This is a genomic window from Streptosporangium sp. G12 (assembly GCF_052983175.1).
Genome location: NZ_JBRIQO010000028.1, coordinates 113,219 through 139,324, shown reverse-complemented (window position 1 = coordinate 139,324; position 26,106 = coordinate 113,219). Strand labels below are relative to the sequence as shown.

General features: G+C 72.1%; 26 protein-coding genes. 14 read left to right on the top strand and 12 right to left on the bottom strand.

What is annotated here, in order from left to right; genetic code table 11:
• Positions 1–19 precede the first annotated feature (19 nt).
• The gene (locus ACVCAG_RS35995) at positions 20–487 is read right to left on the bottom strand and encodes a ribose-5-phosphate isomerase (RefSeq protein ID WP_440081254.1); all 468 of its coding nucleotides are present in this window, start codon (positions 485–487) and stop codon (positions 20–22) included.
• Between the two features lie 98 nt (positions 488–585).
• Between ACVCAG_RS35995 and def the strand changes: the two genes are divergently transcribed.
• Positions 586–1,074: a peptide deformylase gene (def, locus tag ACVCAG_RS35990; protein WP_440081255.1), complete on the top strand. Its 489-nt coding sequence runs from the start codon at positions 586–588 to the stop codon at positions 1,072–1,074.
• A gap of 36 nt (positions 1,075–1,110) precedes the next feature.
• Here def and ACVCAG_RS35985 read toward each other — a convergent pair whose 3' ends face one another.
• Positions 1,111–2,520, bottom strand: a complete 1,410-nt coding sequence (locus ACVCAG_RS35985) for an aldehyde dehydrogenase family protein (RefSeq protein WP_440081256.1) — start codon at positions 2,518–2,520, stop codon at positions 1,111–1,113.
• A gap of 159 nt (positions 2,521–2,679) precedes the next feature.
• Positions 2,680–3,300: a mycothiol-dependent nitroreductase Rv2466c family protein gene (locus ACVCAG_RS35980; protein ID WP_440081257.1), complete on the bottom strand. Its 621-nt coding sequence runs from the start codon at positions 3,298–3,300 to the stop codon at positions 2,680–2,682.
• Positions 3,301–3,520: 220 nt separating this feature from the next.
• On the opposite strand from ACVCAG_RS35980, the gene pepN reads away from it, so the two are divergent.
• Complete coding sequence (gene pepN / locus ACVCAG_RS35975; RefSeq protein WP_440081258.1) at positions 3,521–6,088, top strand: aminopeptidase N; 2,568 nt, start codon at positions 3,521–3,523, stop codon at positions 6,086–6,088.
• Positions 6,089–6,279: 191 nt separating this feature from the next.
• Positions 6,280–7,242 carry a hypothetical protein gene (locus ACVCAG_RS35970; RefSeq protein WP_440081259.1) on the top strand — a complete coding sequence of 321 codons (963 nt, stop codon included), beginning with the start codon at positions 6,280–6,282 and terminating at the stop codon, positions 7,240–7,242.
• Between the two features lie 31 nt (positions 7,243–7,273).
• Here the strand turns inward: ACVCAG_RS35970 and ACVCAG_RS35965 are convergent, their stop codons facing one another.
• From ACVCAG_RS35965 to ACVCAG_RS35955, 3 genes are all read right to left on the bottom strand, one after another.
• Entirely contained in the window at positions 7,274–7,870 is a 597-nt protein-coding gene (locus ACVCAG_RS35965; RefSeq protein ID WP_440081260.1) for a hypothetical protein, read from the bottom strand.
• A gap of 81 nt (positions 7,871–7,951) precedes the next feature.
• On the bottom strand, positions 7,952–8,314 hold the full coding sequence (locus ACVCAG_RS35960; RefSeq protein WP_440081261.1) for a DUF5130 family protein: 363 nt from the start codon (positions 8,312–8,314) through the stop codon (positions 7,952–7,954).
• Positions 8,315–8,362: 48 nt separating this feature from the next.
• Positions 8,363–8,662, bottom strand: coding sequence for a hypothetical protein (locus ACVCAG_RS35955; protein ID WP_440081262.1), 300 nt, complete (start codon positions 8,660–8,662; stop codon positions 8,363–8,365).
• A gap of 521 nt (positions 8,663–9,183) precedes the next feature.
• Between ACVCAG_RS35955 and ACVCAG_RS35950 the strand changes: the two genes are divergently transcribed.
• The 3 genes from ACVCAG_RS35950 (at position 9,184) to ACVCAG_RS35940 (ending at position 12,766) form a co-directional block, all read left to right on the top strand.
• Positions 9,184–9,825, top strand: a complete 642-nt coding sequence (locus tag ACVCAG_RS35950) for an NERD domain-containing protein (protein ID WP_440081263.1) — start codon at positions 9,184–9,186, stop codon at positions 9,823–9,825.
• 538 nt (positions 9,826–10,363) lie between these two features.
• Positions 10,364–12,202, top strand: a complete 1,839-nt coding sequence (ilvD, locus tag ACVCAG_RS35945) for a dihydroxy-acid dehydratase (RefSeq protein ID WP_440081264.1) — start codon at positions 10,364–10,366, stop codon at positions 12,200–12,202.
• Positions 12,203–12,283: 81 nt separating this feature from the next.
• Entirely contained in the window at positions 12,284–12,766 is a 483-nt protein-coding gene (locus ACVCAG_RS35940; RefSeq protein ID WP_386161303.1) for a helix-turn-helix transcriptional regulator, read from the top strand.
• A gap of 151 nt (positions 12,767–12,917) precedes the next feature.
• On the opposite strand, the gene ACVCAG_RS35935 is transcribed toward ACVCAG_RS35940, so the two are convergent.
• From ACVCAG_RS35935 to ACVCAG_RS35925, 3 genes are all read right to left on the bottom strand, one after another.
• Entirely contained in the window at positions 12,918–13,139 is a 222-nt protein-coding gene (locus ACVCAG_RS35935; protein WP_440081265.1) for an FmdB family zinc ribbon protein, read from the bottom strand.
• A gap of 32 nt (positions 13,140–13,171) precedes the next feature.
• Positions 13,172–13,993: a GNAT family N-acetyltransferase gene (locus ACVCAG_RS35930; protein WP_440081266.1), complete on the bottom strand. Its 822-nt coding sequence runs from the start codon at positions 13,991–13,993 to the stop codon at positions 13,172–13,174.
• A 135-nt stretch (positions 13,994–14,128) separates the two neighbouring features.
• Positions 14,129–14,638: an HNH endonuclease gene (locus tag ACVCAG_RS35925; RefSeq protein ID WP_329084484.1), complete on the bottom strand. Its 510-nt coding sequence runs from the start codon at positions 14,636–14,638 to the stop codon at positions 14,129–14,131.
• A gap of 318 nt (positions 14,639–14,956) precedes the next feature.
• On the opposite strand from ACVCAG_RS35925, the gene ACVCAG_RS35920 reads away from it, so the two are divergent.
• The 3 genes from ACVCAG_RS35920 (at position 14,957) to ACVCAG_RS35910 (ending at position 18,397) form a co-directional block, all read left to right on the top strand.
• A complete protein-coding gene (locus ACVCAG_RS35920; protein ID WP_447191204.1) occupies positions 14,957–17,029 on the top strand; it encodes a prolyl oligopeptidase family serine peptidase in 2,073 nt (690 codons plus the stop codon).
• A gap of 139 nt (positions 17,030–17,168) precedes the next feature.
• The gene (locus ACVCAG_RS35915; RefSeq protein ID WP_447191203.1) at positions 17,169–17,975 is read left to right on the top strand and encodes a helix-turn-helix domain-containing protein; all 807 of its coding nucleotides are present in this window, start codon (positions 17,169–17,171) and stop codon (positions 17,973–17,975) included.
• A gap of 74 nt (positions 17,976–18,049) precedes the next feature.
• On the top strand, positions 18,050–18,397 hold the full coding sequence (locus ACVCAG_RS35910) for a VOC family protein (protein WP_447191202.1): 348 nt from the start codon (positions 18,050–18,052) through the stop codon (positions 18,395–18,397).
• Positions 18,398–18,440: 43 nt separating this feature from the next.
• Here ACVCAG_RS35910 and ACVCAG_RS35905 read toward each other — a convergent pair whose 3' ends face one another.
• Positions 18,441–19,025, bottom strand: coding sequence for a hypothetical protein (locus ACVCAG_RS35905; RefSeq protein ID WP_440081270.1), 585 nt, complete (start codon positions 19,023–19,025; stop codon positions 18,441–18,443).
• On the bottom strand, positions 19,018–19,431 hold the full coding sequence (locus ACVCAG_RS35900) for a hypothetical protein (RefSeq protein WP_440081271.1): 414 nt from the start codon (positions 19,429–19,431) through the stop codon (positions 19,018–19,020). Before ACVCAG_RS35900 ends, ACVCAG_RS35905 begins: the two co-directional genes overlap by 8 nt.
• Before the next feature lie 169 nt (positions 19,432–19,600).
• Here ACVCAG_RS35900 and ACVCAG_RS35895 point away from each other — a divergent pair, with 169 nt between their 5' ends.
• Together ACVCAG_RS35895 and ACVCAG_RS35890 are read left to right on the top strand one after the other, a co-directional pair.
• Positions 19,601–21,013, top strand: a complete 1,413-nt coding sequence (locus tag ACVCAG_RS35895) for a sensor histidine kinase (protein ID WP_447191201.1) — start codon at positions 19,601–19,603, stop codon at positions 21,011–21,013.
• Positions 21,010–21,612, top strand: a complete 603-nt coding sequence (locus ACVCAG_RS35890; protein ID WP_440081273.1) for a response regulator — start codon at positions 21,010–21,012, stop codon at positions 21,610–21,612. Before ACVCAG_RS35895 ends, ACVCAG_RS35890 begins: the two co-directional genes overlap by 4 nt.
• Before the next feature lie 87 nt (positions 21,613–21,699).
• On the opposite strand, the gene hypF is transcribed toward ACVCAG_RS35890, so the two are convergent.
• Positions 21,700–24,060: a carbamoyltransferase HypF gene (gene hypF / locus ACVCAG_RS35885; RefSeq protein WP_447191200.1), complete on the bottom strand. Its 2,361-nt coding sequence runs from the start codon at positions 24,058–24,060 to the stop codon at positions 21,700–21,702.
• A gap of 170 nt (positions 24,061–24,230) precedes the next feature.
• Between hypF and ACVCAG_RS35880 the strand changes: the two genes are divergently transcribed.
• The 3 genes from ACVCAG_RS35880 to ACVCAG_RS35870 are packed head-to-tail and all read left to right on the top strand — an operon-like array spanning position 24,231 to position 26,060.
• Positions 24,231–25,049 (top strand): phosphoheptose isomerase, encoded by an 819-nt coding sequence (locus ACVCAG_RS35880; RefSeq protein WP_447191199.1) that lies wholly within the window; start codon positions 24,231–24,233, stop codon positions 25,047–25,049.
• Positions 25,046–25,312, top strand: coding sequence for a HypC/HybG/HupF family hydrogenase formation chaperone (locus ACVCAG_RS35875; protein WP_440081276.1), 267 nt, complete (start codon positions 25,046–25,048; stop codon positions 25,310–25,312). Before ACVCAG_RS35880 ends, ACVCAG_RS35875 begins: the two co-directional genes overlap by 4 nt.
• Positions 25,299–26,060, top strand: a complete 762-nt coding sequence (locus ACVCAG_RS35870; protein WP_447191198.1) for a D-sedoheptulose-7-phosphate isomerase — start codon at positions 25,299–25,301, stop codon at positions 26,058–26,060. The genes ACVCAG_RS35875 and ACVCAG_RS35870 overlap by 14 nt, the downstream gene beginning before the upstream one ends.
• Positions 26,061–26,106 lie beyond the last annotated feature (46 nt).

Sequence of the window (26,106 nt, the reverse complement as noted above, 5' to 3'; positions counted from 1 at the left end):
CGCCGAGGGCCCCTGAGGGCTACGGCAGCGGCGGGAGCTGGCCGATGGTCTCGTACGAGGTGAGCTGCGCGATCCTGCGGTTGTGCCGCTCGGCCCCGGAGTAGGAGGTGCCGAGGAAGATCTCGACGAACCGGATCGCCTCCTCCGGCTCGTGCATCCGCGAGCCGACGCTGACGACGTTGGCGTTGTTGTGCTCGCGGGCGAGCCTGGCGGTCTCCTCGCTCCAGGCCAGGGCGGCGCGGACGCCGCGCACCTTGTTGGCCGCGATCTGCTCGCCGTTGCCCGAGCCGCCGATGACGACGCCCAGGCTGCCCGGGTCCTTCACGACGCCCTCGGCCGCGCGCAGCACGAACGGCGGGTAGTCGTCCTCCGCGTCGTAGACGAAGGGACCGCAGTCCTCGACCTCGTGGCCGTGCTCCTTCAGCCAGGAGACGACGTGGTTCTTGAGCTCATAGCCGGCATGGTCGGCACCGATGTAGACGCGCACCCGCACAGTTTCGCAGGTGTACGCGGGCGGCTCCACCCGGCCCCCGGATAGAGTAATAGCCATAACGCTTATGGAACCCTTACAGAGAGAGCCCCCGCATGCGTGACATCCGAGTGGTCGGTGACCCTGTCCTGCGCACGCCCGCCGAGCCGATCATCGACTTCGACCGCGACCTGCGGCGCATGATCGACGAGATGTTCGCCGTGATGTACGCCGCGCAGGGCGTCGGCCTGGCCGGTCCGCAGATCGGCGTGTCGAAGCGGATCTTCGTCTACGACTGCAGCAACCGCAAGGGCCACGTGATCAACCCGGAGCTGACCGTGGACGACGACACCGAGGTCCACGACGAGGAGGGCTGCCTGTCCGTCCCCGACCGCGGGACCGGCACCCCGATCTACGCCAGGACGCCCCGGGCCGCGGGGGTCACCGTGAGCGGCCTGGACCGGCTGGGACGGCCGATCCGGATCAGGGCCCGCGGCATGCTGGCGCGCTGCTTCCAGCACGAGACCGACCACCTCGACGGCAGGCTCTACGTGGACAGGCTGGCCAGGGACGCCGCCAGGAAGGTCCTGCTCCAGGCCCCCTGATCCCGGTGACCGCCGAAGCGGCCCCCGCGGTGGTCGTCAGAGCTGGACGGCTTTGATCTCCAGATACTCCTCGAGCCCGAACTCGCCCAGCTCGCGGCCGAGGCCCGACTGCTTGTAGCCGCCGAAGGGCGCCCGCGGGTTGAACTGGCCGCCGTTGACCGCCACCTGGCCGGTGCGCAGCCGCCGGGCGACCGCGACCGCGCGCTGCTCGCTGCCCGCCCACACCGCGCCCGCCAGGCCGTACGGCGTGCCGTTGGCGATGGCGACCGCCTCGTCCTCACCCCGGAGGTAGGGGATGATCGTGAGGACCGGGCCGAAGATCTCCTCCTGCTCGATCACCATCCCCGGTTCCACCCCGGCGAACACCGTGGGCTCGACGTAGAAGCCGCGCGACAGGGGCCGGTCGGTGCCTCCGGCGACCAGCCGGGCGCCTTCCTCCTGACCCCGGTTGATGTAGCGGACGACCCGGTCGCGCTGGGCCGCGGACACGAGGGGGCCGAGCCTGGTCCCCTCGTCGAAGGGGTCGCCGACGGTGTATCTCCCCGTGGCCTCGACGGCGAGGCGGACGGCCTCGTCGTACCGGTCGCGATGGACGATCATGCGGGTCCATGCCGAACAGGTCTGGCCGGAGTTGATGAAGGCGTTGGCCACCGTCGCCTTGACGGCCGTCTCCAGGTCGGCGTCCGGCAGGACCAGGCTGGCGGACTTGCCGCCGAGTTCCAGGGCCACCCGCTTGATCGTCTCGGCCGCGAGCGCGGCCACCCGGCGCCCGGCCCGGGTGGAGCCGGTGAACGACACCATGTCCACCTCGGGATGGGTGGCCAGGGCCTCGCCCACCACCGGGCCGTAGCCGCTGACCATGTTGAAGACCCCGGCGGGCAGCCCGACCTCGTCGAAGATCCCGGCGAGCGCGAAGGCCGCCAGCGGCGCCACCTCGCTGGGCTTCAGCACGACCGTGCAGCCCGCGGCGAGCGCGGCGCCCACCTTGCAGACGACCTGGTGGAGCGGGTAGTTCCAGGGGGTGATGGCGGCGACCACCCCGACCGGCTCCCTGAAGACGCGGGAGTTGCCGACCTGCCCGCCCTCGAAGTCGTAGGTCCCGGCCAGCTGGGCGTACAAGGCCAGCACCCCGGCCGGCATCAGCGTCTGCACCCTCATCGCCAGGCCGTACGGGGCGCCCATGTCCGTGGCGATGATCCTGGCTATCTGGTCGGAGCGCTCTCGTATCAGGTCCGCGGCCGCGGCGAGGATCGCGCCTCGCTCGGCGGGGGCCGTCGCCGACCAGGAGGGGAAGGCCCCGCGTGCGGCGGCCACGGCGGCCTCGACGTCGGCGGGCGCCCCCGCGGGAACCCTGTCGATCAGCTCCTCGGTCGCGGGATTGATCACGTCGATGCTCTCGGCCGACGCGGACGACTGCCAGGCTCCGTTCAGATAAAGGTGACGCATGTCCCTCATCCTGGCGTGCGTGCCGTTGTTATGCGAGGGCGAACCGGGCGCGGCTCCCGTACAACGATCATCGTTGTACGGGAGCACAGCGGGGTCGTACGGGGCTCGGCGACCGGCCGGGCCGCCGGCCGCGGGCGCGCGGGCGGCGGGAGGAGCGGATCAGTCGAAGATCGGCTGCCGGGTCCTGGAGCGCTTGAGCTCGAAGAAACCGTCGGTGCCCGCCACCAGGCGCACGCCGTCCCAGAGTTTGCCCGCCTCCTCGCCCTTGGGGGCCGGTGAGATGACCGGGCCGAAGAAGGCGACACCGTCGACGGAGATCACGGGGGTGCCGACCTCCTGGCCGACCCGGTCGATGCCGTCGTTGTGCGAGGCGCGCACCACCTCGTCGAACTCCGTGGAGTCCATCGCGTCGGCGAACGCGCGGTCCAGCTCCGCGGCCTCCAGGGCCTCCTCGACGGTCTCGCGGAGCGTGTCGAGCTCCTGGAGCCTGCCCTGGTTGTGGAAACGGGTGCCGAGCTCGGTGTAAAGGCGGCCGACCGTCTCGGAGTCGTACTTCTCCTGCACGGCGGCGACCACCCGGACCGGCCCGATGGCCCTGGCGATCATCTCGCGGTAGCTGTCGGGGACCTCCTTGTCCTCGTTCAGCACGTTGAGGCTCATGATGTGCCAGCGCGGCTCGATCGAGCGCACCTTCTCCACCTCCAGCAACCAGCGGGAGGTCATCCAGGCGAACGGACAGAAGGGGTCGAACCAGAGATCCACGGGAGTGCGCTCAGTCATTTTCTTCGGCTTCCTGCTCGTGAGGGTGCTTCGGTAGCGACAACCCGGACGGTGGAGTCCCCTATTCCGCAGGCTTATTAATACCTTGACATGCCTCTTTATTCTCGAATCCGGGTATCAGTCCGCAGGCTGATGCGAAGCGACGGTCCGCGCCCTTACGTGGCAGGATTCAGTCACCCCTTAGCAATGGAGCGGGGGAAGTTGTGAAGAGGGAGCGGTAGTGGCAGGCAATCTGACCCGTGACGAGGCGCGCGAGCGCGCACGGCTGCTCAGCGTGCAGTCCTATGCGGTGGAGCTCGACCTGACCGAGGGTGAGGAGCGCTTCGAGAGCGTCACCACGGTTCGCTTCACCAGCACCCGGCCGGGTGCGGAGACGTTCGTCGATCTGGCCGGCGCCAAGGTGCGCAAGGCCGTCCTCAACGGCGTCGAGCTGGACGTGAGCGGCTACGACCCGGAGGCCGGGCGGCTGCCGCTGCCGGGCCTGGCCGAGACCAACGAGCTGCAGGTGGACGCCGACTGCTCCTACAGCCGAACCGGCGAGGGCCTGCACCGCTTCGTCGATCCGGTCGACAAGAGCGTCTACCTGCACAGCCAGTTCGAGACGGCCGACGCGCACCGGATGTACGCGTGTTTCGACCAGCCCGACCTCAAGGCCTCCTTCGAGCTGACGGTGCTCGCGCCGTCCCACTGGGAGGTCATCTCCAACGCGGCGCCCGACGCGGCCGAGGAGCTGCCGGAGCACCGCGGCAAGCACGGCGCGCTCCAGGCGGCCAAGCGCTGGCACTTCCCGCCCTCCCCGGTGATGTCGACCTACATCACCGCGCTGTGCGCCGGGCCGTACCACAAGGTGACCTCCGAGCACGACGGCATCCCGCTGGGCCTGTACTGCCGGGCCTCGCTCGCCGAGCACCTCGACGCGGACAACCTCTTCGAGGTGACCAGGCAGGGCTTCGACTTCTTCCACAAGGTCTTCGGCGTCCGCTACCCGTTCGGGAAGTACGACCAGCTCTTCGTGCCCGAGTTCAACGCCGGGGCGATGGAGAACGCGGGCTGCGTGACCTTCCTGGAGGACTACGTCTTCCGCTCGCGCGTCACGGACGCGGTGATCGAGCGCCGCGCCGAGACGATCCTGCACGAGATGGCGCACATGTGGTTCGGCGACCTGGTCACCATGCGCTGGTGGGACGACCTGTGGCTGAACGAGTCGTTCGCCACCTACGCCTCGGTGCTCTGCCAGGCCGAGGCCACCCGCTGGGGCCAGGGCGCGTGGACGACCTTCGCCAACGTCGAGAAGGCCTGGGCCTACCGCCAGGACCAGCTGCCCTCGACCCACCCGATCGCCGCCGACATCGTCGACATGCACGCGGTCGAGGTCAACTTCGACGGGATCACGTACGCCAAGGGCGCCTCGGTCCTCAAGCAGCTCGTCGCCTACGTGGGGCTGGACAACTTCCTGGCCGGGGTCCGCGACTACTTCAACGAGCACGCCTGGGGCAACACCACGCTCGCGGACCTGCTCGGCGCGCTGGAGCGCACCTCGGGACGCGACCTGTCGTCCTGGTCGAAGGAGTGGCTGGAGACCTCCTGGGTCAACACGCTGCGCCCGTCGTTCACCGTCGACTCCGAGGGCCGTTTCCTGGAGTTCGACGTGCTCCAGGAGGCCCCGGCCGACTACCCGACGCTGCGCTCGCACCGCGTCGCCATCGGCCTGTACTCCCTGCGGGACGGCGAGCTGGTCCGCGTCAAGCGGGTCGAGCTGGACGTCGTCGGCGCGCGCACCGCGGTTTCCGAGCTCGTCGGCGAGGTCCAGCCGGACCTGGTCCTGATCAACGACGACGACCTGACGTACGCCAAGGTCAGGCTCGACGAGCGGTCGTTGCGGACCGTGACGGAGGGCGGCATCGGCAGGTTCACCGAGTCCCTGCCCCGCGCGCTGTGCTGGTCGGCCGCCTGGGACATGACCCGCGACGCCGAGATGTCCACCCGCGACTACCTCACCCTGGTCGTCTCCAACATCGAGTCGGTCACCGACATCACGGTCGCCCAGACCGTGCTCCGCCAGGCCCGGCTGGCCGTCCAGCAGTACGCCGACCCCGCCTGGCGCGCCCAGGGCCTGGCCCGGCTGGCCTCCGCGCTGCGCGGCCTGGTCACCGCGGCCGCGCCCGGCTCCGACCACCAGCTGGCCTACCTGAACGCGCTGGCGGCCGTGGCCGCCTCCACCGAGGACCTGGCGTTCCTGAAGGGGCTGCTGGACGGCGAGACGGTGCTCGAAGGCCTCACCGTCGACACCGACCTGCGCTGGACGCTGACCGGCGCCCTGGTCTCCGGCGGCCTGCTCGGCGAGGAGGACATCGCCCAGGAGCTGCTGCGCGACGCCACCGCGACCGGCGAGCGCTCCGCCGCGCTCTGCCGCGCCGGGATCCCCACGGCCCAGGGCAAGGCGAACGCCTGGGCCGCGATCACCGAGGGCAGGCTGAGCGGCGCGCTGCTCCGCTCGACGATCGCCGGTTTCATGGACCCGCGCCACCCGGACCTGCTGGAGCCGTACGGGGCGAAGTACTTCGAGGAGATCGGCAGGATCTGGTCGTCCTGGAGCTCCGACAGTGCCCAGAACTTCGCGAACGGCTGCTACCCGGCGCTGAACATCTCCTCCGAGACGGTCGCCAGGACCCAGGACCTCATCTCGTCCACCCAGCCGCCGCACGCCCTCAAGCGCCTGCTGCTCGAAGGTGCCGACAGCATCGGCCGTGCCCTGCGCGCCCAGGCCAAGGACGCCTCGGCGGCCTGAGGCCTGCGCACCCCCGCGAGGCCGGTCCCGGTCGCGAAGAAGCCGGACCGGCCTTGCGGGGGCCCGGGGCGAAGCCTTGGCCGATTCCCGGAAAATACTGGTAGAAATAGTCACCAAGCGGGGAGGCGCCCCGCGTGTCATTTTGCCTGGGCAACATTTCTGTCGTTCGTGGGTCGTGAGAGGGTAATCACGTGGAATCGGCGCGTGACCTGCTCGTCTCCCTGGCCCGCAGATACGCCTTCGGTGACGTCGGGGCCCTCGCCTCGGGCGTCGTGAAGGACGCCGGCAACATCGAGGCGGCGTGCGAGTTCGGCCAGCGGCTGCTCTCGCTCGACGCGGAGGACTTCGCCGCCGAGGCGCGGGCCGTGCCGAGCGATCTACGGCGGCGGGCGCGGGCCTGCACGATGCCGCAGACGCCCCGCGAGCAGCCGCGAGGCGCGCTGGAGTCGCTGCGGCCCGCGTACGGGCTGCTGCTGGAGGTCATCGCGGTCAGGTGGCACCGCCGCGAACTGAGTCCCATGGTCGCCGCCCTGCACATCGCCAGCGAGTACCTCCCGCTGCTCGCCTTCGAGCCGGTGCTCGGCAGCGCCGGAGACCCGGCGCGCTGGCCGGAGGGCCTCACCGCGCCGGGCAGCAGGTTCGGGGTGATCGGCGACCGCGACTGCGACCACACGAGGGCCGAGCAGTCGGCCGTGAACCGGACCCTGCGGGTGGCCGGGGAGCCGGCCGAGGGGTGGCGCGCCTACTTCGACCGCCAGCACAGCCAGGTGGCCGGGGCGCTGGCCACCTGCGTCGCCGACTGCCGCAACCCCTGCACCGCGATGGACTGGGTGGACCCGGAGCACCGCGACGACCTCATGCTGCGTTCCCGGGTGGCCCTGGCCTTCGCCGACACCCCGCTGGTGCGATTGCGCCACGCGGCCCCGGTGGGCCACGGGTTCGGCGTGCCCTCCCCCGAGGAGGTCACCGAGGCGTGGGAGCGCAGCCGGACCGCGCTGGCCAAGAACGGCGTGGGCGGCGAGGCGTCCGAGGACGACGGCTTCCCGCTGCCGGGGTTGCCCGCCCTGTTCTCCGCCGTGGCGGGCGTCCCGGTGGCACCCTCGACGCTGCTGACGGACATCAGCACGTACCTGGTGAAGCTCCTCCAGTCCTGATCGGCCGGACCCGGCCCCGAGGCTCAGAGGCTCAGAGCGAGCTGTCGATGAGCAGCGACAGCGCGCAGCAGGTGACGGAGAACGTCATGAGCAGGACGCTCCGGCGGATGTAACGCTGTTTGGCGTCCCCGACGGCGTTGAGCCTCCTGATCTCCAGGACGGCGAGGTCGACCCTGGCCTCGCCGTCGCGGCCGCCCGGAGGCGGTCCCACCCGGTACCCCAGGCGGGGGTCCGGTGCCGGCGGCGGGTCGTCGGCGAATCCCCCGGGGTAGAAGCGGCGCCGCTCCAGGGCCCTGCCCGCGAGCCCGGCGGTACGGCGGTAGAGGGCTCCGGCGAGCACGAGCATTCCCATCAGCCAGAAGAACATGCTCGTCCACCAGAGCCACTCGATCCTGCTGGACAGTTCGCCGGGCCTCCAGTGGCCGTTCAGCAGCCCGACGGCGACGGCACCGGCGGCGGCCCCCGTCGTGAACAGCAGGATGGCCGCCGTCTCGTCCTCCCTGCGGACCTTCCTGCGGGCGTCCGCGAGGGTCGCCTGGACGTAGTCGAGGATCCTGTCCGGTTCCCGTTCCGCCGCGGACCTCCTGCGAGAGCGACCCGGCAGCGCGTCCCACATGATCCTCAGCACGAGCCGATTATCCGGGAAAATCATCCTTGCTCCGCCCGAACGGACCGCCCTAAAGATCATCTACTTGGCGGGGCCGCGGGGTCACCTGCGCCGCGACGCCTGGTCCGCGAGCAGCAGGACCCCGGTGACCAGCCCGCCCACCAGATCGCCCAGGCCGAGCACCGCGGCCATCGACGTCGCGGCCACCCGGCACTCGGCGTCGGGCAGCCACTCCCTGGCCAGCGAACCCGTGACGATCTCCAGTGCCCTCCCCCGCTGGTCCACGAAGACGAGCACGGCTCGGTCCGCGTCTGCGCCCAGCGCGGCGTGCAGCCGTTCGGAGAAGTGGCGGCGCGGCCCGATCGCCGGCCCGAGGTAGGCGGCGAAACGCAGCCCGGTACTCCGCTCCGCGGTGCGCAGGGCCCCGCGGACGTCGTCCCCCTGTGTCGGGGTCAGGGTGAGCATCTCCGTCACCTCGCCTTCGCCAGTCCGGTGATTCACCGATCGGCCGGTTCACCAGGTCGCCGACGCCCCGCCGGTGTGCCGTCCGGGCTCGGAGGTCTCCGCGAGCGCGACCCAGTCGGCCTCCGGCTCCGGGGACCCGGCGGGTCGCCGCCCGGTCAGCACGAGGACGGAGCCGGCGATCCCCCGCTCGCTGCCGAGCGGACCACCCAGCCAGACCGCACCCGCCGAGGTGCTCCTCGCGGCCTTGTCACGCAGCCTGCCGGGCATCGTCACGAGCAGGGCGATGAGCAGGAACAGGCCGCCGGAGACTCCGACGAGAAAGCCGAAGACCTCGATCGCGCTGTCCACACCTCAAAAGTAACCCGGCGCCGACCCCCCCGTCGAGGGCCGCCGGACGGCGGGTCCGCGCTCGCCCCGCGAACCCCCGCGGGCGGCCTCGATCTGCGACGACACGGAGATCGGCGTGCCGTCGGGTGAGGTCTCCCCGCGCCGCGCGGCCGCCGCCGCCCGCTCGGGAGGGTTAAGATCATGAACGTGGGTCACGCCCCACGCGGCAGGCGGTCATCCGGAGCGAAAAGTTCCTAAGGTACCCGGTTCATAGCAGTGCCAAGCGGATGACGGCGGTCACAAAAGTATGAGATACGCAATACTAGGCACCCCCGAGGACGTCAGCTACCGTGAGTTACGTGGATTCCGGTCAGGTACCAGAAGACGGTAACACTACGTCACCGATTTGGGTCAGCGACCGACAGGCCGAGGACCGGCCGACGTCTCGACCCGCCGCGCCAGCGTCTACGTACGCACCTGTCGAGCGCGCCTCGCTGCGCAGCCTGCTCGACCACCCGAAGTACCGCCACCTGCGCCGACGTGTGATCATCTCGATCGGCGTGGGCGTGCTCGCGGGCGTCCTGCTGGCCAGCTGGCCGCTGGGCCTCAGCGCCGCCGTGGTGGCCGCGATCGTCGACACGGTGCTTCGCGCCCGCTCCAACTCGTCGGTGCCCGCCTGGCGGCGCGCCTCGGTCGCGGAGCGGCGCACGGAGATGCAGCTGAAACGGCTGGAGCGCGGGGGCTACCGCACCCTGCACGCCCGCGCGATCCCCGGCAGCGAGGCCCAGATCGACCATCTGGTCGTGGGCCCCACCGGCGTCTACGCGGTCGACTCCGAGAAGTGGGACAAGCGCCTGCCGGTCCGCGTCCAGTCGCACCGCAAGCTGTTCCACGGCCCGTTCAGCCAGAAGCCCCGCCTCGACGAGGCCCGCTGGGAGGCCTCCCAGGCCGGAGAGCTGATCGGCGCCGAGCTGGGCCGCGAGGTCACGATCGTGCCGTCCCTGGCGATCTACGGCCCGGCCATCCCCTGGAAGGTCCTCAACGTCCGCGAGGTCGACGTGTTCGACGGCAGTCGTGTCCGTAAATGGATCACCAAGCGGGAACGCTCACTCACCGACGCCGAGATCGACAGGATCTTCGAGGCCGCCAAGCAGGTTCTGCCCGCGCGCTATCCGGAGAACTGATCCAGGCCGTCCCGCGAGCCCGTTCTCGACCATCGACCGCGCCTCCCCCGTCGGGACCGACGGGAGTCCGCCCCGCCACGGCGCCCCGGCCAGGCGACTCCCGTCTCCCCTCCCTCCGCCGCCCCCGCGGGCTTCCCGTGCCCGCGGGCACGCCGGAGCCCGTCCCCTCCCGCGTGGGCGTCGCGGTGTGCGGCGGGTGACCGGGGCCCCTTCGGCGCGGGCGTCGCTCGTCCCGGGTTCGCCGGGCGCGGAGACCTTCGGTAGTGTCGGGGAACACCCTGGGCCTGTCGGGCCCACCGGCCGCCGCCCCGATGCCCACCCCGCACCCCGTCGGCGTTCCGGAACCGTCCCGGACACCAGCGCGGCGCCTCGCCGCCCCCGGCCCCGCCCGCCCCGTCTCGTACGTCGATCATGCTCGTGCGGTGTCGGCGGAACCCGTGGTCACCGGCCGGACGTCTCGCGGCGTGGACAGGCGTCTCATGCACCGGGCGATAGCCGTACCATTTGTAGACACGGTTTCGATGATGGGAGAAGCCTCATGCCCGCCCTCAGGTCTCGTACGGTCACTCACGGCAGGAACATGGCCGGGGCCCGGGCCCTGCTCCGGGCGACGGGCGTAGCAGGCGAGGACTTCGGGAAACCGATCATCGCCGTGGCCAACAGCTTCACCCAGTTCGTCCCCGGGCACGTCCACCTCCGCGAGGTCGGCGACGTCGTCGCGGGCGCGATCCGCGAGGCGGGCGCGATCCCGCGCGAGTTCAACACGATCGCGGTCGACGACGGCATCGCGATGGGCCACGGCGGCATGCTCTACTCGCTGCCCAGCCGGGAGCTGATCGCGGACGCGGTCGAGTACATGGTCAACGCGCACTGCGCCGACGCCCTGATCTGCATCTCCAACTGCGACAAGATCACCCCGGGCATGCTGCTCGCCGCCTTCAGGCTCAACATCCCCACGGTCTTCGTCTCCGGCGGGCCGATGGAGGCGGGCAAGACCCCCAACGGCAAGCTCGACCTGATCGACCCGATGATCGCCGCCGCCAACGACGCCGTCTCCGACGCCGAACTGCTGGAGATGGAGGAGAACGCCTGCCCGACCTGCGGTTCGTGCAGCGGGATGTTCACCGCCAACTCGATGAACTGCCTCGCCGAGGCCATCGGCCTCGCACTGCCGGGCAACGGCACGATCCTGGCCACCCACAAGGCGCGCAGGAAGCTGTTCGAGGACGCCGGCCGCCAGCTGGTGGAGATCACCCGCCGCCACTACGAGCAGGACGACGAGACGGTCCTGCCGCGCGCCATCGCGACCAAGGACGCGTTCGAGAACGCCATGGCGCTGGACGTGGCGATGGGCGGCTCGACCAACACGATCCTGCACATCCTGGCCGCGGCCCGCGAGGCCCGGGTCGACTTCGGGCTGAAGGAGATCAACGAGATCTCGCTGCGGGTGCCCTGCCTGTGCAAGGTCGCCCCCGCCACGGCGAAGTACCACGTCGAGGACGTGCACCGCGCGGGCGGCATCCCGGCGATCCTCGGCGAGCTCGACCGGGCGGGCCTGCTCCACCGCGACGCGTACACCGTCAACGGCGGCACCCTGGGCGACTACCTCGACGGCTGGGACCCCCGGTCGCCGCAGGTGCTGCCCGAGGCGCTGGAGCTGTGGCACGCGGCCCCCGGCAACGTCCGCACCGTCAAGCCCTTCTCCCAGGGCGCCCGGTGGGAGGAGCTGGACCTCGACCGCGCCGAGGGCTGCGTCCGCGACTCCGAGCACGCCTACACCCGCGACGGCGGCCTGGCCGTCCTGTACGGCAACATCGCCACCGAGGGCTGCATCGTCAAGACCGCCGGGGTCGACGAGTCGATCTGGAGGTTCGAGGGCCCGGCCGTGGTCTTCGAGTCGCAGGACGACGCGGTCGAGGGCATCCTGAACAACAGGGTCAAGGCCGGCGACGTCGTGGTGATCCGCTACGAGGGGCCGAAGGGCGGGCCCGGCATGCAGGAGATGCTCTACCCCACCTCGTTCCTCAAGGGCAAGGGGCTGGGCAAGGACTGCGCGCTGGTCACCGACGGCCGCTTCTCCGGCGGCACGAGCGGGCTGTCCATCGGCCACGCCTCCCCCGAGGCGGCCGAGGGCGGCATCATCGCCCTCGTCGAGGACGGCGACCTCGTCGCGATCGACATCCCCGGCCGTTCGATCGAGCTGAAGGTCGCCGAGGAGGAGCTGGCCGCCCGCCGCGAGAGGCTGCTGGCCGACCTGGGCGGCTACCGGCCGCGCGACCGCCAGCGCCAGGTGAGCGCCGCGCTCCAGGCGTACGCCGCGCTCACCACCTCCGCCTCGACCGGCGCCTCGCGCGACCTGTCACAGCTGTCCCGCTGACCTGGGCTTCCTGTCGGGTAGAGATGCCTTACCCGACAGGAAGTTCGAAAAAATGTCGGTGCTCGGACGTATTATCAGGGTATGGCTGATGTCATGAAGCTCACCGCCCCGCTGACGACCGCCGAGATCGCCGCCCTCGCCCTGTCGATGGCGCATCTGGGGTCGGGTCCGCAGGCCAACGCCGCCCGCAGCGGCCTGCGCCACGCCTTCGAGCAGATGGAGCTCGACGACGACATCGTCGCCACCACCCTGGCGACCCTCACCGAGCCGATGTCCGCCCCGACCGCCGACCGAGCCCGCACGATCGCCACCGCCATCACCTCAGGCCTCGTCATCCGCCTCCACTACCAGGACGTCTCCGGGCGGGTCACCGTCCGCGACGTCGACCCGGTGACCTGCATGGTCCACCGCGAATACTGGTATCTCGTCGGGATGTGCCGCCTGCGCGGCGCGATCCGGGCGTTCAGGTTCGACCGGATCATCGCCACCGAGCCCACCTTCATGCCGGCCCGCCCGCACCGGGCCGAGGCGTTCCTGCCCTTCCAGGGCAAGCGCGCCGCCTGACCGGTCGCACGAGGCCGGTCACGGAGCAGGCCCGGAGCGGCCGTGTTCATCCGATCTGTCACCCGGCGGTGCGAGCCGACCCGGGTGGCGGATCCCGGCGGGGAGCCCCTGCCGCGACGGTTCCGGGCCGGGGCTCCGCCGACGGCGGTGCCTAGCCGCAGCAGCCGCCCCCGCAACACCCGCCGCCACCGCCGGAGGGCCGGGGCGCGGCGGCGGAGCCCGCGGAGCCGCCGGTCACGGCGACCGTGGAGAGCAGTTTGACGGTGTCGTCGTGGCCGTCGGGGCAGAGCGCGGGCTCACCGGAGCGGGCCATCGGGCGGGAGATCTCGAAGGTGGACCCGCAGGCGCGGCAGCGGAAGTCGTATCGGGGCATGACCCCAAGGTTACCCAGGTTGCCCGGATCGCTCACGCGAAGGTGATGGAGGCGTAGTCGCTGACCGGCCGGTAGCCGATCGCCTGGTAGATCGAGTTGGACGTGGGATTGGACAGGTCGGTGAAGAGCAGCACCTCGGTGGCGCCCTCGGCACTCACCTTGGCGCTCACCGCGTGCGAGATCGCGGTGCCGTAGCCCTTCCCGCGAAACTCCGGGGGCGTGTAGACCGGGCCGACCCGGGACATCCCGCCGAGGGGCACGGAGGCCCCGGCGAACGCGACGGGTCGCCCGCCCGCCTCCCACACGATGAGCTCCCGCCTGGCGATCCGGCTGGCCACCAGCGCGGTCAGGTCGAGGTAGGCGATGCCTTCCGCCTCGGCCTGAAACTCCTCGCCCCACCGGACCAGGAGATCGAGATCGGCGGGGCCGGCGACGCGGGAGGCCCCGTCCGGGAGGGGTTCCGGGGAGACGAGCGCGTCGAGCCGGTAGAGGCGTTCGGCGCGGCGCCCCGCCTCGGGCCGCCACCAGGAGGCGGCGAACGCCTCGGCCAGCGGGAGCGGCCCGCTCACACCGGAGATCGCCCTCTCCGCCTCGATCAGGTGGGTGGCCAGCTCGGGCACGACGTCCGCGGGGATCTCCGGGAGCAGGAGGAAGTGGGGGGGCGTCTGGATCGCCGTCGCCACGACCTCGCCGTCGCGCTCCAGCCGCCCCAGCAGCGGGTCGTCGCCCCACAGGCCGTTGCGTACGGCACGCAGGACCGTGAGGGGGACGGTGTTGCGAACCGGGTCCCGCAGCAGCCACGGCTCCGCCACGCCCGTGTACGCCTCGACATCGGAGGTGAAGATCCATGTCATGAGGTGATTGTGCCGATCGTGGATCTTCCGCGCCAGCGGATACGGCCTGGCGCGCGGGCATGGCAGGCGTCCGCGGCCGCCGCGGCCGCCTTCGGGAAGGCGGCCACGGCGGGCCCCGTCATCGGATCCCGGCCCTCAGGCCGCGCTCTCCGCGAGGTAGGGCGCCCACTGGGGGTCGCCGACGATGTGCGCGCCGATCAACCGCCAGTGGACGCCGCGTGGCACCACCGGGGCGACGTTGAGCGTCCACCCCAGTTCCTCCAGCATGCGGTCGGCCTTGCGGTGGTTGCACGTCGTGCACGACGCGACGCAGTTCTCCCACGTGTGGGGGCCGCCTCGCGAGCGCGGGATGACATGGTCGATGGTCTCGGCCCGCTGGCCGCAGTAGGCGCACCGGTAGTCGTCCCGGCGCATCAGCGCGGTTCGGGTCAGCGGGATCCGCGACCGGTAGGGGATCCGGACATATCTCCGAAGCCTGATCACCGAGGGGACGTCGAGCGTGCGGCTCGCCGAGCGGAACACGGCGCCCCGCCCGTCACGGTGCACGACGTCCGCCTTCTCCCTGAGCACGAGCACGACGGCCCGGTGCAGGGAGAGCGTGGTCAGGGGTTCGTAGGTGGCGTTCAAGAGCAGGACCTGGCGCATCAGCGAGCCTCTCCCGCCGCACGACACGTCAATCGGGGGGGCACGCCGATGCGTGCCCCGGCTGGCGGCCCCTCCTGGGGCCCGGGCGCTTCCGTCACGAGGACCTCCGCCGGACGGCCCAGCGGATGCTCACCACGGCACCGTCCTTCACCAAGTTTGGCTGCTGCAACGTAGTTCTCGCCACCCATAAATGACTGGAGAGACACCTGATACGTTTTATGCCCGCATTACCAGTTCTTAACTCCTCCCGCCGCAGATCAGATACGCCCCCCGCGCAATGAGCCCGTCCCGTGGTCCTGACGTCGTAGGGTTCCAGCCATGACGCGACAGCCATACCCTCCAGCCAGCCGTCTCGAGCTCGTCGAGGAGCTCCACGGTGTGCCTGTTCCCGACCCCTACCGATGGCTTGAGGACCCGGACGACCCGGCGACGAAGGACTGGCTGGTGGGGCAGGAGAGACTGCTGGAGACCGGGCTGGACGCCCTTCCCGGACGTGAGGGCTTCAAGGCCCGGATCGCGGAGCTGCTCGGCTCGGGGTCGATCGGCGCGCCGACGTGGCGTGGGGAGCGGCGGTTCTTCATGCGGCGCACCCCCGGGCAGGAGCACGCCGTGCTCTACACCGTGGACCCCGGCGGCGCCGAGCGGGCGCTGCTCGACCCGATGGCGCTGGACCCGACCGGGTTGACCACCCTCGACTCCTGGCAGCCCGACAAGGAGGGCCGCCTGCTCGCCTACCAGGTCTCGGTGGGCGGTGACGAGGAGTCGAGCCTCTACCTGATGGACGTCGCGTACGGCGACCGGATCGAGGGGCCGATCGACCGCTGCCGCTACTCCCCCGTGGCGTGGCTGCCCGGCGGCGAGGCTTTTTACTACGTGCGCAGGCTGCCCGCCACCGAGGTGCCCGAGGGTGAGGAGCAGTACCACCGCCGGGTCTACCTGCACAGGGTCGGCACCTCCACCGAGGAGGACGTCCTGATCTTCGGCGAGGGCCTGGAGAAGACCAACTACTACGGTGTGGCGGTCTCCCTCGACGGCCGCTGGCTGCAGATCTCCGCCTCCAGGGGTACGGCGCCGCGCAACGACCTGTGGGTGGCGGACCTCCAGGCGTCCTCCCACTCCTCGCCCGAACTGGTCGTCGTCCAGGAGGGCGTCGACGCCCAGAGCGCCCTGCACTTCGGCCGTGACGGCCGCCTGTACGTCTTCACCGACCGGGAGGCCCCGCGTGCCCGCGTCTGCGTGACCGACCCGTCCGACCCGCGGTTCGAGAACTGGCGCGACCTGATCCCGCAGGACCACGAGGCCGTGCTGACGGACTTCGCGATCCTCGACGGCCTCGACCGGCCGGTCATGCTCGTCGGCTGGACCCGCCACGCGATCAGCGAGATCTCGGTGCACGACCTGGTCACCGGCGAGCGCGTCGGCGAGGTGCCGACCCCGGGGCTGGGCACCATCGGCGGCATCAGCGAGCGTCCCGAGGGCGGCCACGAGGCCTGGTTCGGCTACACCGACAACACCACGCCGCCGAGCATCCAGCGCTACGACGCCCGCACCGGCGAGACGACGCTCTGGGCCGCCTCCCCCGGCGCCGTCGAGGTGCCCGCCGTCGACACCGAGCAGGTGACCTACCGCTCGGTCGACGGCAGCGAGGTCCACATGCTGGTGATCTCCCTTCCCGGCGCCGAGGGCCCGCGCCCCACCGTCCTGTACGGCTACGGCGGCTTCGGCATCTCGATGACCCCCGGTTACTCCGCGTCCATCCTGAGCTGGGTCGAGGCGGGCGGCACGTACGCCATCGCCCAGCTGCGCGGCGGCGGCGAGCAGGGCGAGGAGTGGCACCGGGCAGGGATGCTCTCCCACAAGCAGAACGTCTTCGACGACCTGCACGCGGCGGCCGAGCACCTCATCGCCACCGGCGTGACCACGTCCTCGCAGCTGGCCATCTCGGGCGGCTCCAACGGCGGCCTGCTGGTCGGCGCGGCCCTGACCCAGCGCCCCGAACTGTACGCCGCGGTGGTCTGCTCGGCGCCGCTGCTCGACATGATCCGCTACGAGCTGTTCGGCCTGGGCGCGACGTGGAACGTCGAGTACGGCTCCGCCGAGAAGCCCGACGAGTTCGCCTGGCTGCACTCCTACTCTCCCTACCACCACGTGCGGGAGGGCGTGTCCTATCCGGCGACGCTGTTCACCGTCTTCCAGTCCGACACCCGGGTCCACCCGCTGCACGCCTGGAAGATGTGCGCCGCCCTGCAGCACGCCCAGGCCTCGGATCGGCCGATCCTGCTCCGCAACGAGGCGGAGGCCGGTCACGGGGCCCGCGCGGTGAGCAAGACCGTCGAGCTCGCCGCCGACCAGCTCACCTTCCTCGCCTACCACACCGGGCTGACCTCCTGAAGGCGCGGCAGGGCACGGGTCGAAGGGCGCGGGTCACGGAGGCACGGGCGCATCCGGGACTCCGCGCGCGCCCCCGGCGGCCGCGACCGCCGGGGGCCGCAGCGGCCGGATTGTCGGGGGCGGCGGCTATGGTCGGGGCGTGAACGACGCGGCGGTGGCCGAGGGCCTGACCTTCACGGAGAGTGACCCCGGGGCCTTTTTGCGGCCCTACGTCACGCACCTGTCGGCCTACACCGAGCGTCACGCCGATCCCACGGTCCAGCGGCGGCCGCCGTTCGCCGGGGTCGTCATGATCTTCGGGTTCGGTACGCCGCTCGCGCTGAGCGGCCCGGAGGGGTCGCGGCTGCTGGCCTCCTTCGCCGGCGGCCTGCACGACACCTATGTCGACACCACCACGGCCGGGATCGCCGAGGGGGTGCAGGTCAACCTCACACCGCTCGGGGCCAGGCGGCTGCTCGGGGTGCCGCTGCGGGAGCTGGCCAACCGGGTGGTCTCCCTGGAGGAGGTGCTCGGCGGCTGGGCCACGGCCACGCTCGAGCGGCTGGCGGAGGCCCCCGGCAGGGCCGCCAGGATCGCCCTGCTGGACGGGGCGCTCAGCGGGCGCATCGGCGAGGCGCCGCCGCCCGACCCCCGCGTCGGCTGGGCGTGGCAGCGCCTGGTCGCCACCCGCGGCACGGTGTCCGTGGCCTCGGTAGCCGCCGAGCTGGGGTGGAGCAGCCGGCACCTGGTCTCCCGCTTCCACGACCAGATCGGGCTGGCGCCGAAGGCCGCGGCCAGGGTGCTGCGCTTCGAGCACGCCACCGGCCGCCTGAGGTCCGGCATGTCCCTGGCCGACACCGCCGCCGTCTGCGGCTACTACGACCAGGCCCACATGAACCGCGATTTCAGGATCATGGCGGGCGCCACTCCCCGCGAGCTGGTGCCGTCCCCGCGCGCCATCGGGTGATAAGGTCAGATTTTTCCAAGCCTCGCCGCTCCCGCCGGTGACATCGTGGTGATCACCGCAGGGGAGGAGAGAGCATGCGAACGGTGTATCCGCTGGTCCGTTACCGCGACCCGGGCAAGGCCGTCGGCTGGCTGGTCCAGGCGTTCGGGTTCGAGGTCCACGAGCTCGTCACGACCGCCGACGGGGGCGTCGGCCACGGCGAGCTGATCGTCGGCACTGGAATGATCATGACCGGTACGGGCGAGCCGGGCGGGCCCGGGATCTACGTCGTCGTGGACGACCCCGATGCCCACCACGCCAGGGCCGTCGCGGCCGGGGCGGAGATCACCAGGGAGCCGGCCGACCAGGACTACGGCTCGCGCGATTACGCCTGCAGGGATCCGGAGGGCAACGACTGGTACTTCGGAACGTACCGGCCCTGACGGTTTCGAGCGGCGTGCGCGGGTCCGGACCCGCGCACGCCGCTCATGCGAGGAACACGAGCTGCGCGGCGAGGAGGATGTCGAAGACGCCGCACCACTCCGCGTACGAGCGTGACACGACCGCCTTCCTCCTGAGATGGACGAAGTCCCAGAGGCCGTGCAGGAACCAGCCGGCCGCCACCAGATAGCGGCCCAGGTCGGGCTCCGTCACCAGCGCGGCCAGCGCCAGCGCCCCGAACCCGATCATCCCCAGGGCCTGCGCCCGGAAAGCGCCCGAGCGGCGCAGGTCACCGGCGACGCCGCCCCACACCATGACGGCCAGCGCCAGGGCGGCGAACACGACCGGTACGGCGACCACGTCCAGTGCCCGCAGGACCATGTAGAGGACGACGAGGGCGAGGAGCAGCGGCCACGACGCCTCCGGCCGCCGGATCTTGGCCACCAGGAGATAGAGCAGGGCCAGCAGCGGGAGGATCTCGGCGAGCGAGGTGACCTCCCCCGCCGAGGAGCCCGTGGCCAGCCTCGCCGCCGACAGCCCGACGGCGAGGGCGATCGGCCAGTGCCGCAGCACGGCCTTCCAGCGGGAACGGCTCGTCGTGACGCCAGGCCTCGTCGTGACGTCAGACACGGGAGGGACCTCCGTACTCGTCGCGGCGGCGGAGCATCACCAGGAGCATGAGCGGGAGCATCACGACGTGCTCCAGCAGAAGAAGCGCGTCGCCCGAGATCACGCCCGTCCACAGCAGCGGGAGCAGCGCGAGGGCGGGGACGATCATGGATCCGGCCATCTCCAGCGTCGCGGCCCAGCCGTGGCCCCGGTAGCGCATCCAGACGATCATCCCGGCGGACATGTCGACGGCCATCTCCAGGGCGACCACCTCCGGTCGCGCCGGGAACTCCAGGCCCGCGAGCGCCAGGCCGGCGCGCACGGCGGCGCCGAACACCGCCATGCCGGCGACCATCGCCGCGAGCATCTCCAGATAGTGGCGGAAAAAGGGCCACCAGCCGTGGGTAAGGGCGGCTCTCGCTGTCATGTCGCTCCTCCGGGGTACGGGGTTGGGGTATGCGACACCAGACTGCGGGAGGGCAGGAGCCGCCAGTAGTGCCGAAATGGCAGGTCCCCGCGTGGCCATGTCACGAAATCTCGTGACATTTGTCATTGGGGTGCTCCATACCCCCGATGGCGCGGGGGACAATGACCGCGTGCGTGACAGGCCGAGCGAGCGCGGGACGGGACTGAGCGGTTTCCGCCGCTACACGTGGTGGAGCCTCACCGGGAGCATCACGGTCTCCCTGGTGCTCTTCGTCAGGACCTGGGCCATGGACGAGGGCGTGGCCCCCTGGGTCAGGGGCGTCACCGGCCTGGCCCTGACCGTGCTGGTCGTGACCGTCGTCGTGTTGTTCGGCCGCCGGCTGCCGCGCTTACCCGGCGAGGCGCGGGACCGGGCCGGCGCCTCGGGTGCGCACGAGGGGGCCGGCGGGCCGTTGGCAGGCTGGTTGGTGGCGGGGGGCCTGGCGGCGGCCGTGCTGGGCGCGGTCCCGCTCGCCCTGCGCGACGACGGGCTGTGGGCGGTGGCCCCGGCGGTGATGGTGTCGATCACCGCGATGTTCCTGCGGCCGGCGCACCGGCGTACCCTCATCGCCGGCGCGGTGGTCGTCGCGGCGGCGCTCGGCGGGTCCGTGGCCCTCGCCTCGGGGAACGGCGAGTGGCTCCTCGCGGGGGCCTTCCCGGCCGGCATGGTCGCCTCCGTCGCCTGGATGGCGCTGGGCACGCTGTGGGCCTGGGACGTCGCCGACCGGCTGGACCGGGCACGGCTCCTGGCCGCCGAGGTGGCGGTCAAGGACGAGCGGCTGCGGTTCGCCGCGGACCTGCACGACATCCAGGGGCACCACCTGCAGGTGATCGCGCTGAAGAGCGAGCTGGCCGAGAGGCTCGCCGAGGCCGCCCCCGTCCGGGCCGCCGCGGAGATGCGGGAGGTGCGGCGGCTGGCGGCCGACGCGCTCCGCGACACGCGTGCCGTGGTGCAGGGATACCGGCGCACGACTTTGGAGGACGAGATCGCCAACGCCGCGAAGGTGCTGGCCGCCGCCGGCATCGACACGGGCGTGGACCACGGCCGGGCCACCGGGGCGGACACGCTGCCGGAGCCCGCCCGCCACGTCCTCGGCCTGGTGATGCGCGAGGCCACCACCAACGTGCTGCGCCACAGCCGGGCCCGCCGGGCGCACATCGCCTACGACGTCGAGGACGGTCGTGCCCGGCTCCGGGTCGGCAACGACGGCGTCGAGGACGGTCATGCCCGGCTGGAGGGCGAGTGCCCGGCGGGTGAAGGCGCCCGGCCGGAGGGCGACGACGAGGGCGTGACGGGTGACGGTGCCCGGCAGGGGGCCGATGGCGAGGGCGTGACGGGTGGCGGCGCCCGGCAGAGGACCGGTGGCGACGCCGAGCGACCCGGGGCGGGGACGGGCGTCGGCACCGGTCTGCGCTCCCTGGCCGAGCGGCTGGAGCGGGTCGGCGGCACGCTGGGCTGGCGATGTGACGGTGACCGGTTCGAGGTGGTGGCCTCGCTGCCCGCCGACGCGCGCGCGTACCCGGCCGAGGCGGGCGCGCGGTGATCCGGCTGCTGATCGCCGACGACGAGGACCTCATCAGGGGAGCCCTGGCGGCACTGCTCGCGCTGGAGGATGACCTGGACGTCGTCGCCGAGGCGGCCACCACCACGGACGCGGTGCGCCTGACGCGCGAGCGGCGGCCGGACATCGCCGTACTCGACCTGGAGATGCCGCCGGCCGACGGGCTGCGCGCCGCGCAGGCGATCCGCGCCGAGCTGCCCACCCGGATCGTCCTCGTCACCCGGCACGCCCGGCCCGGCGTGCTGCGCCGCGCCCTGGCCGCGGGGGTGAGCGGGTTCGTGCCCAAGACCACGCCCGCCACCCGGCTGGCAGCGATCATCCGCGACGTCGCCGCGGGGCGGCGCTACGTGGACCCGGACATCGCCGCCTCCGCCCTGTCGGAGGACGACTGCCCGCTGTCCGAACGGGAGCTGGAGGTGCTGCGGGCCTCGCGGACGGGCGCCTCGATCAACGAGATCGCGGCGCAGGTCCACCTCGCCCCCGGCACGGTGCGGAACTACCTTTCCGCGGCCATGGCCAAGCTCGGCGCCGGCTCCCGCCACGCCGCCGCGCACCGCGCCTGGGAGGAGGGCTGGATCTGACCGGTATCGGGCAGATCGTGACGGCCGGCCACGACCCACGCGATTCGCATCCCCCGGCCACCGCGCCCCCGCCGTGACGACACTTCCCTAGACGAGGCCGAGGGTGTCGCGGGCCGCGGCCACGGCGGCCTGGCCGAAGCTGACGCCGCCGTCGTTCGGGGGGACGGCGCGGTGGGTCAGGACCCGGAAGCCGCGGAGCCCGAGGGCCGCGACGAGGCCCTCCAGCAGCAACCGGTTCTGGAAGACCCCGCCCGACAGGGCGACCGTGCCGAGGCCGGTGTCGTCGCGGAGCCGTGCGCACACCCGGGCGGTGGCGGCGGCGAGCCCGTTGTGGAAGCGGGCCGAGACGAGCGCCGGAACCGCCCCGGCGCGCGTGTCCTCGACGACCGCCCGCACGAGGTCCGCGGCCTGGATCGTCACGAGTGTCCCCTCGTCGACGGCCCTGGCAGGATAGGCGCCCTTCTCCGCGGGGTCGGCGCACTGTTCCAGGGCGATCGCGGCCTGTCCCTCGTATGTGGCGGTGTCGCGGAGTCCGAGGATCGCCGCCACCGCGTCGAACAGGCGCCCGGCGCTGGAGGTGAGGGGGGAGTTCGTCCCGGCCCTGGCCACCGCGACCACCTCGTCCCAGCGCGAGCCGTGACGGGCCCTGACCGGCAGGTTCCCGGGAAGCGTGTCACCGTACGCCGCGTACAGGTGCGCGGCCGCCATCCGCCAGGGCTGCCTGATCGCCGCGGTGCCGCCGGGCATCGGCACCCGGGCCAGGCACCCTGCGCGGGTGAAGCCCGCCAGGTCCGCCACCAGGAACTCACCGCCCCAGATGGTGGCGTCGGTGCCGTAGCCGAGGCCGTCGAAGACCACCCCGATGACCGGGCCGGTCTCCCGGTTGTCGGCCAGGCAGGAGGCGATGTGCGCGTGGTGGTGCTGGACCCCGGTCAGGTCCACCGATCCCGGCACCTCCAGGTCGAGGGCGTACTTGGTGGACAGGTATTCGGGGTGGAGGTCGTGGGCGACCAGCCCCGGGGTGATGCCGAGCAGGCGCCGGAGGTGCTCGATCCCCTCGGTGAAGGAGCGCAGCGTCTCGTAGTTCTCCAGGTCGCCGATGTGGTGGGAGAGGAAGGCGTGCCCCTGTCTCGCGAGGCAGAACGTGCTCTTCAGCTCGGCGCCGCAGGCGAGCACGGCCCGCCGGGCGGGCGGTGAGAGCCGCAGGGGCTCCGGGGCGTACCCCCGGGATCTGCGCAGCGGCACCGTCCTCCCCCGCGTGACGAGGAGCACGGAGTCGTCGGCGCGGACGTGGATCGGCCGGTCGTGGGTCAGGAAGGCGTCCGCGACCCCGGCGAGCCGGGAGAGCGCGTCGCCGTCGCGGTAGGCGATGGGCTCGTCGGAGAGGTTCCCGCTGGTGAGCACGTACGGACGGGCGAGTTCGGCGGCTAGCAGGTGGTGGACCGGCGTGTACGGCAGCATGAGGCCGAGGCGGCGGTCGCCCGGCGCGACGGCTCCGGCCACCGCGGCTCCGGGACGGCGGGGCAGTAGCACGATCGGGCGCCGGGAGCCGGTGAGCAGCCGCTCCCCCTCGGCGTCCAGCTCGCACAGCGCCCGCGCGGCACGCAGGTCGGGGACCATGACCGCGAACGGCCTGTCCTCGCGGTGCTTACGGGAGCGGAGGGCCCGGGTGGCCTCCTCGTCGGTGGCGTCGACCGCCAGGTGATACCCGCCGAGCCCCTTGACGGCCAGCACGCCGCCCGCTCGCAGCACCTCCACCGCGGCCGCGATCGGATCGGCACCGCCGCCCGGGCCGGCACCGGGACGACCGGCGTCCGGACCGTGAGCAGGCGAACCCTCGCCGCGAAGGCCGCCGTCGAGAAGGCGAAGGACCGGGCCGCAGGCCGGGCAGCAGATCGGCTGGGCGTGGAACCTGCGGTCCGACGGGTCGAGGTACTCCCTCTCGCACTCCCCGCACATGGCGAACCCGGCCATCGTGGTGGCGGGCCGGTCGTAGGGGACGTCCCGGATGATGGTGAACCTCGGCCCGCAGTTGGTGCAGTTGACGAAGGGGTGGCGGTGACGCCGGTCGGCGGGGTCGAACAGTTCGGCCAGGCAGTCGTCACACGTCGCGACATCGGGTGAGACAAGGGTGAAGCGCCGGGTCCCCCCTCGGCTGGCCACGATACGGAACCCCCGGTCCCCGCACGCCGGTATCGCGGTGGCCGTCACGCGGTGGATCGCCGCCAGCGGCGGGGCCTGGTCCCGCAGGTCCTCCCGGAAGCGCGCGACGTCGCCGGGCTTCCCCTCGGCCTCGATGAACACGCCCCGGTCGTCGTTGCCCACCCACCCGGACAGCCCCAGGCGCCGCGCCAAAAAGTGGACGTGGGGGCGGAATCCCACCCCCTGCACGATTCCCTCGACCCGGATCCTGACCCGGATCCGTGCCCGTGCGCGTCCCGTGCCCATCCCGCCATCCTTCCCGCGACAGGCGGGAACACCTCGGGGGCTCGCATGATCTGGACGGGAAGGTTACGTCAATGATCAGAGCTTTGCCGTTGGTTGTCGAGTCGAGGGTGTCGGGCCTGAAAGGGCCAATCGTAATGTGGCGACTACCGTGAAAAATACGGAGCGTCGACATGCCTGGCACACCGAGTAAGCAAACACCATCTCTTTCGCCATCGGCCGTCATACCGGTCACGGAGGCGGCCGTCATCGCGGCCTTCGCACGGCGGGACCACGCCGGGCACGCCCTGGCGGGTGACGTGGAACGCATCGCGTGTGCCGCCCGGGCCATGGCCGCCGGATTCCGCCTCGGCGGCAAGCTGATCGTGTTCGGCGGCACGGGCACGGACGCCGCGCACATCGCGGTCGAGTTCATGCACCCGGTCGTCGTGGGCAAGAGGGCGCTCCCGGCGGTGGCGCTGAGCAACGGCGCCCCGGGGGCCGGCCGGGTGGACGACCGGGTGGGCAGAAGGAACGGGGACGGCGCCGGGAGCGATGAGGGCCTCCAAAAAGGCGGGGACTTCCAAAAAGGCGGGGACTTCCGGAACGGCGGGGGTGGCGCCGAGGTCTTCGCCCACCAGGTGCGCCACTGGGCGGACGCCGCCGACACGGCCCTGGGGATCTCCCGTGACGGCCGGTGCCCGAGCGTCCTGCGAGGGCTGGAGACCGCCGGGGAACTGGGCCTGCTGACCATCGCCCTGACCGGCGGCGAAGGATGCGGGGACGGGGACGGCATCGCGAATGGTACGGCGAGCGGCGGCCTCCCGGCCGACCGCACCATGACCGGCCGTACCTTGACCGGCCGCCTCCCGGCCGACCACGTCCTGGTCGCCGCGTCCGACGACCCCGCCGTGGTCAAGGAGGTTCACGTCACCGCCTACCACCTGCTGTGGGAGCTGGTCCACGTCTTCCTCGACCGGCTCGGCCCGCCCGCGCGAGGGGCGGACCGGTGAACGGGCCCGAGGACTGCACCGCCGGTGTCTGCGTCACCTGCTCCGACCAGGCGCTGCCGATGAGCGTGGTCAGGCTGCTGGAGGGAGAGCTGGCGATCGTCGACGCGGGCGGGGTCCTCGAAGAGGTGAGCGTGGCGCTGGTCGACCCGGTGGTGGGCGACACCGTCCTCGTCCACGCCGGGGAGGCGATCGCCGTGATCGCGCGCGGGAGCACCGGCGAAGGCGACGGCGACAGCGGGAAGGACGACGATGAGCAGGCCTGACGGAACACCCGCGGAGGTCATGCGCGGCCTCTACCCCTTCCTGTACGACCACGACCACGACCACGACGGGCGCACCGACCAGACCACTGGCCGGACCACCGGCAGGACCGGCCTCGGGACAGCGGAGATGGAAGCGGAGGCCGTGCGATCGGCCGCGGAGAAGACCGGCGAGATCGTACGGCTGCGCGAGCGGATGGGTGCCGAGTCGGCGGCGGAACTGGCGGCGTGCGCCGAGGAGATGGCCGCGCGGTTCGCCGCGGGCGGGCGGCTGTTCAGCTTCGGCAACGGCGGGAGCAGCACCGACGCCCAGGAGGTCGCCACCGCCTTCCTGCAGCCCTGCGACGGCCCGGCCCTGCCCGCCCTCTGCCTGACCGGCGACGTCGCCGTGGTCACCGCGCTCTCCAACGACGTCGGCTTCGAGGTGGTCTTCGCCAGGCAACTCGCGGCGCTGGGCCGTCCGGGGGACATCGCCGTCGGCCTGTCCACGAGCGGCGGGTCGGCCAACGTCGTCCGGGCGTTCGAGGAGGCGGCCGGCCGGGGCATGCTCACCGTCGGGCTGGCCGGGGGCGGGGGCGGCAGGCTGGCCGAGCTGGCCGAGCGGGGCGTCCTGCACTACCTGTTCGTCGTCCCCTCCTCCTCGGTGCACCGGATCCAGGAGGCGCAGACCACCCTCTACCACGTCCTTCGGGAACTCACCTGGCACGCGCTCGGACCGGCGCCGACACCGCGGGCGCACAGCCCCGGGTGAGGGAGAGCCCGCCCACCCGCGCAGGTCCTCCCCCTTCACGTTCCGC

Coding starts and splice junctions, on each gene's coding strand:
- def (WP_440081255.1), top strand. CDS start 586: ATGCGTGACATCCGAGTGGTCGGTGACCCTGTCCTGCGCACGCCCGCC.
- ACVCAG_RS35985 (WP_440081256.1), bottom strand. CDS start 2,520: ATGCGTCACCTTTATCTGAACGGAGCCTGGCAGTCGTCCGCGTCGGCC.
- ACVCAG_RS35980 (WP_440081257.1), bottom strand. CDS start 3,300: ATGACTGAGCGCACTCCCGTGGATCTCTGGTTCGACCCCTTCTGTCCG.
- ACVCAG_RS35960 (WP_440081261.1), bottom strand. CDS start 8,314: ATGCTCACCCTGACCCCGACACAGGGGGACGACGTCCGCGGGGCCCTG.
- ilvD (WP_440081264.1), top strand. CDS start 10,364: ATGCCCGCCCTCAGGTCTCGTACGGTCACTCACGGCAGGAACATGGCC.
- ACVCAG_RS35940 (WP_386161303.1), top strand. CDS start 12,284: ATGGCTGATGTCATGAAGCTCACCGCCCCGCTGACGACCGCCGAGATC.
- ACVCAG_RS35935 (WP_440081265.1), bottom strand. CDS start 13,139: ATGCCCCGATACGACTTCCGCTGCCGCGCCTGCGGGTCCACCTTCGAG.
- ACVCAG_RS35930 (WP_440081266.1), bottom strand. CDS start 13,993: ATGACATGGATCTTCACCTCCGATGTCGAGGCGTACACGGGCGTGGCG.
- ACVCAG_RS35925 (WP_329084484.1), bottom strand. CDS start 14,638: ATGCGCCAGGTCCTGCTCTTGAACGCCACCTACGAACCCCTGACCACG.
- ACVCAG_RS35920 (WP_447191204.1), top strand. CDS start 14,957: ATGACGCGACAGCCATACCCTCCAGCCAGCCGTCTCGAGCTCGTCGAG.
- ACVCAG_RS35910 (WP_447191202.1), top strand. CDS start 18,050: ATGCGAACGGTGTATCCGCTGGTCCGTTACCGCGACCCGGGCAAGGCC.
- ACVCAG_RS35900 (WP_440081271.1), bottom strand. CDS start 19,431: ATGACAGCGAGAGCCGCCCTTACCCACGGCTGGTGGCCCTTTTTCCGC.
- hypF (WP_447191200.1), bottom strand. CDS start 24,060: ATGGGCACGGGACGCGCACGGGCACGGATCCGGGTCAGGATCCGGGTC.
- ACVCAG_RS35880 (WP_447191199.1), top strand. CDS start 24,231: ATGCCTGGCACACCGAGTAAGCAAACACCATCTCTTTCGCCATCGGCC.
- ACVCAG_RS35870 (WP_447191198.1), top strand. CDS start 25,299: ATGAGCAGGCCTGACGGAACACCCGCGGAGGTCATGCGCGGCCTCTAC.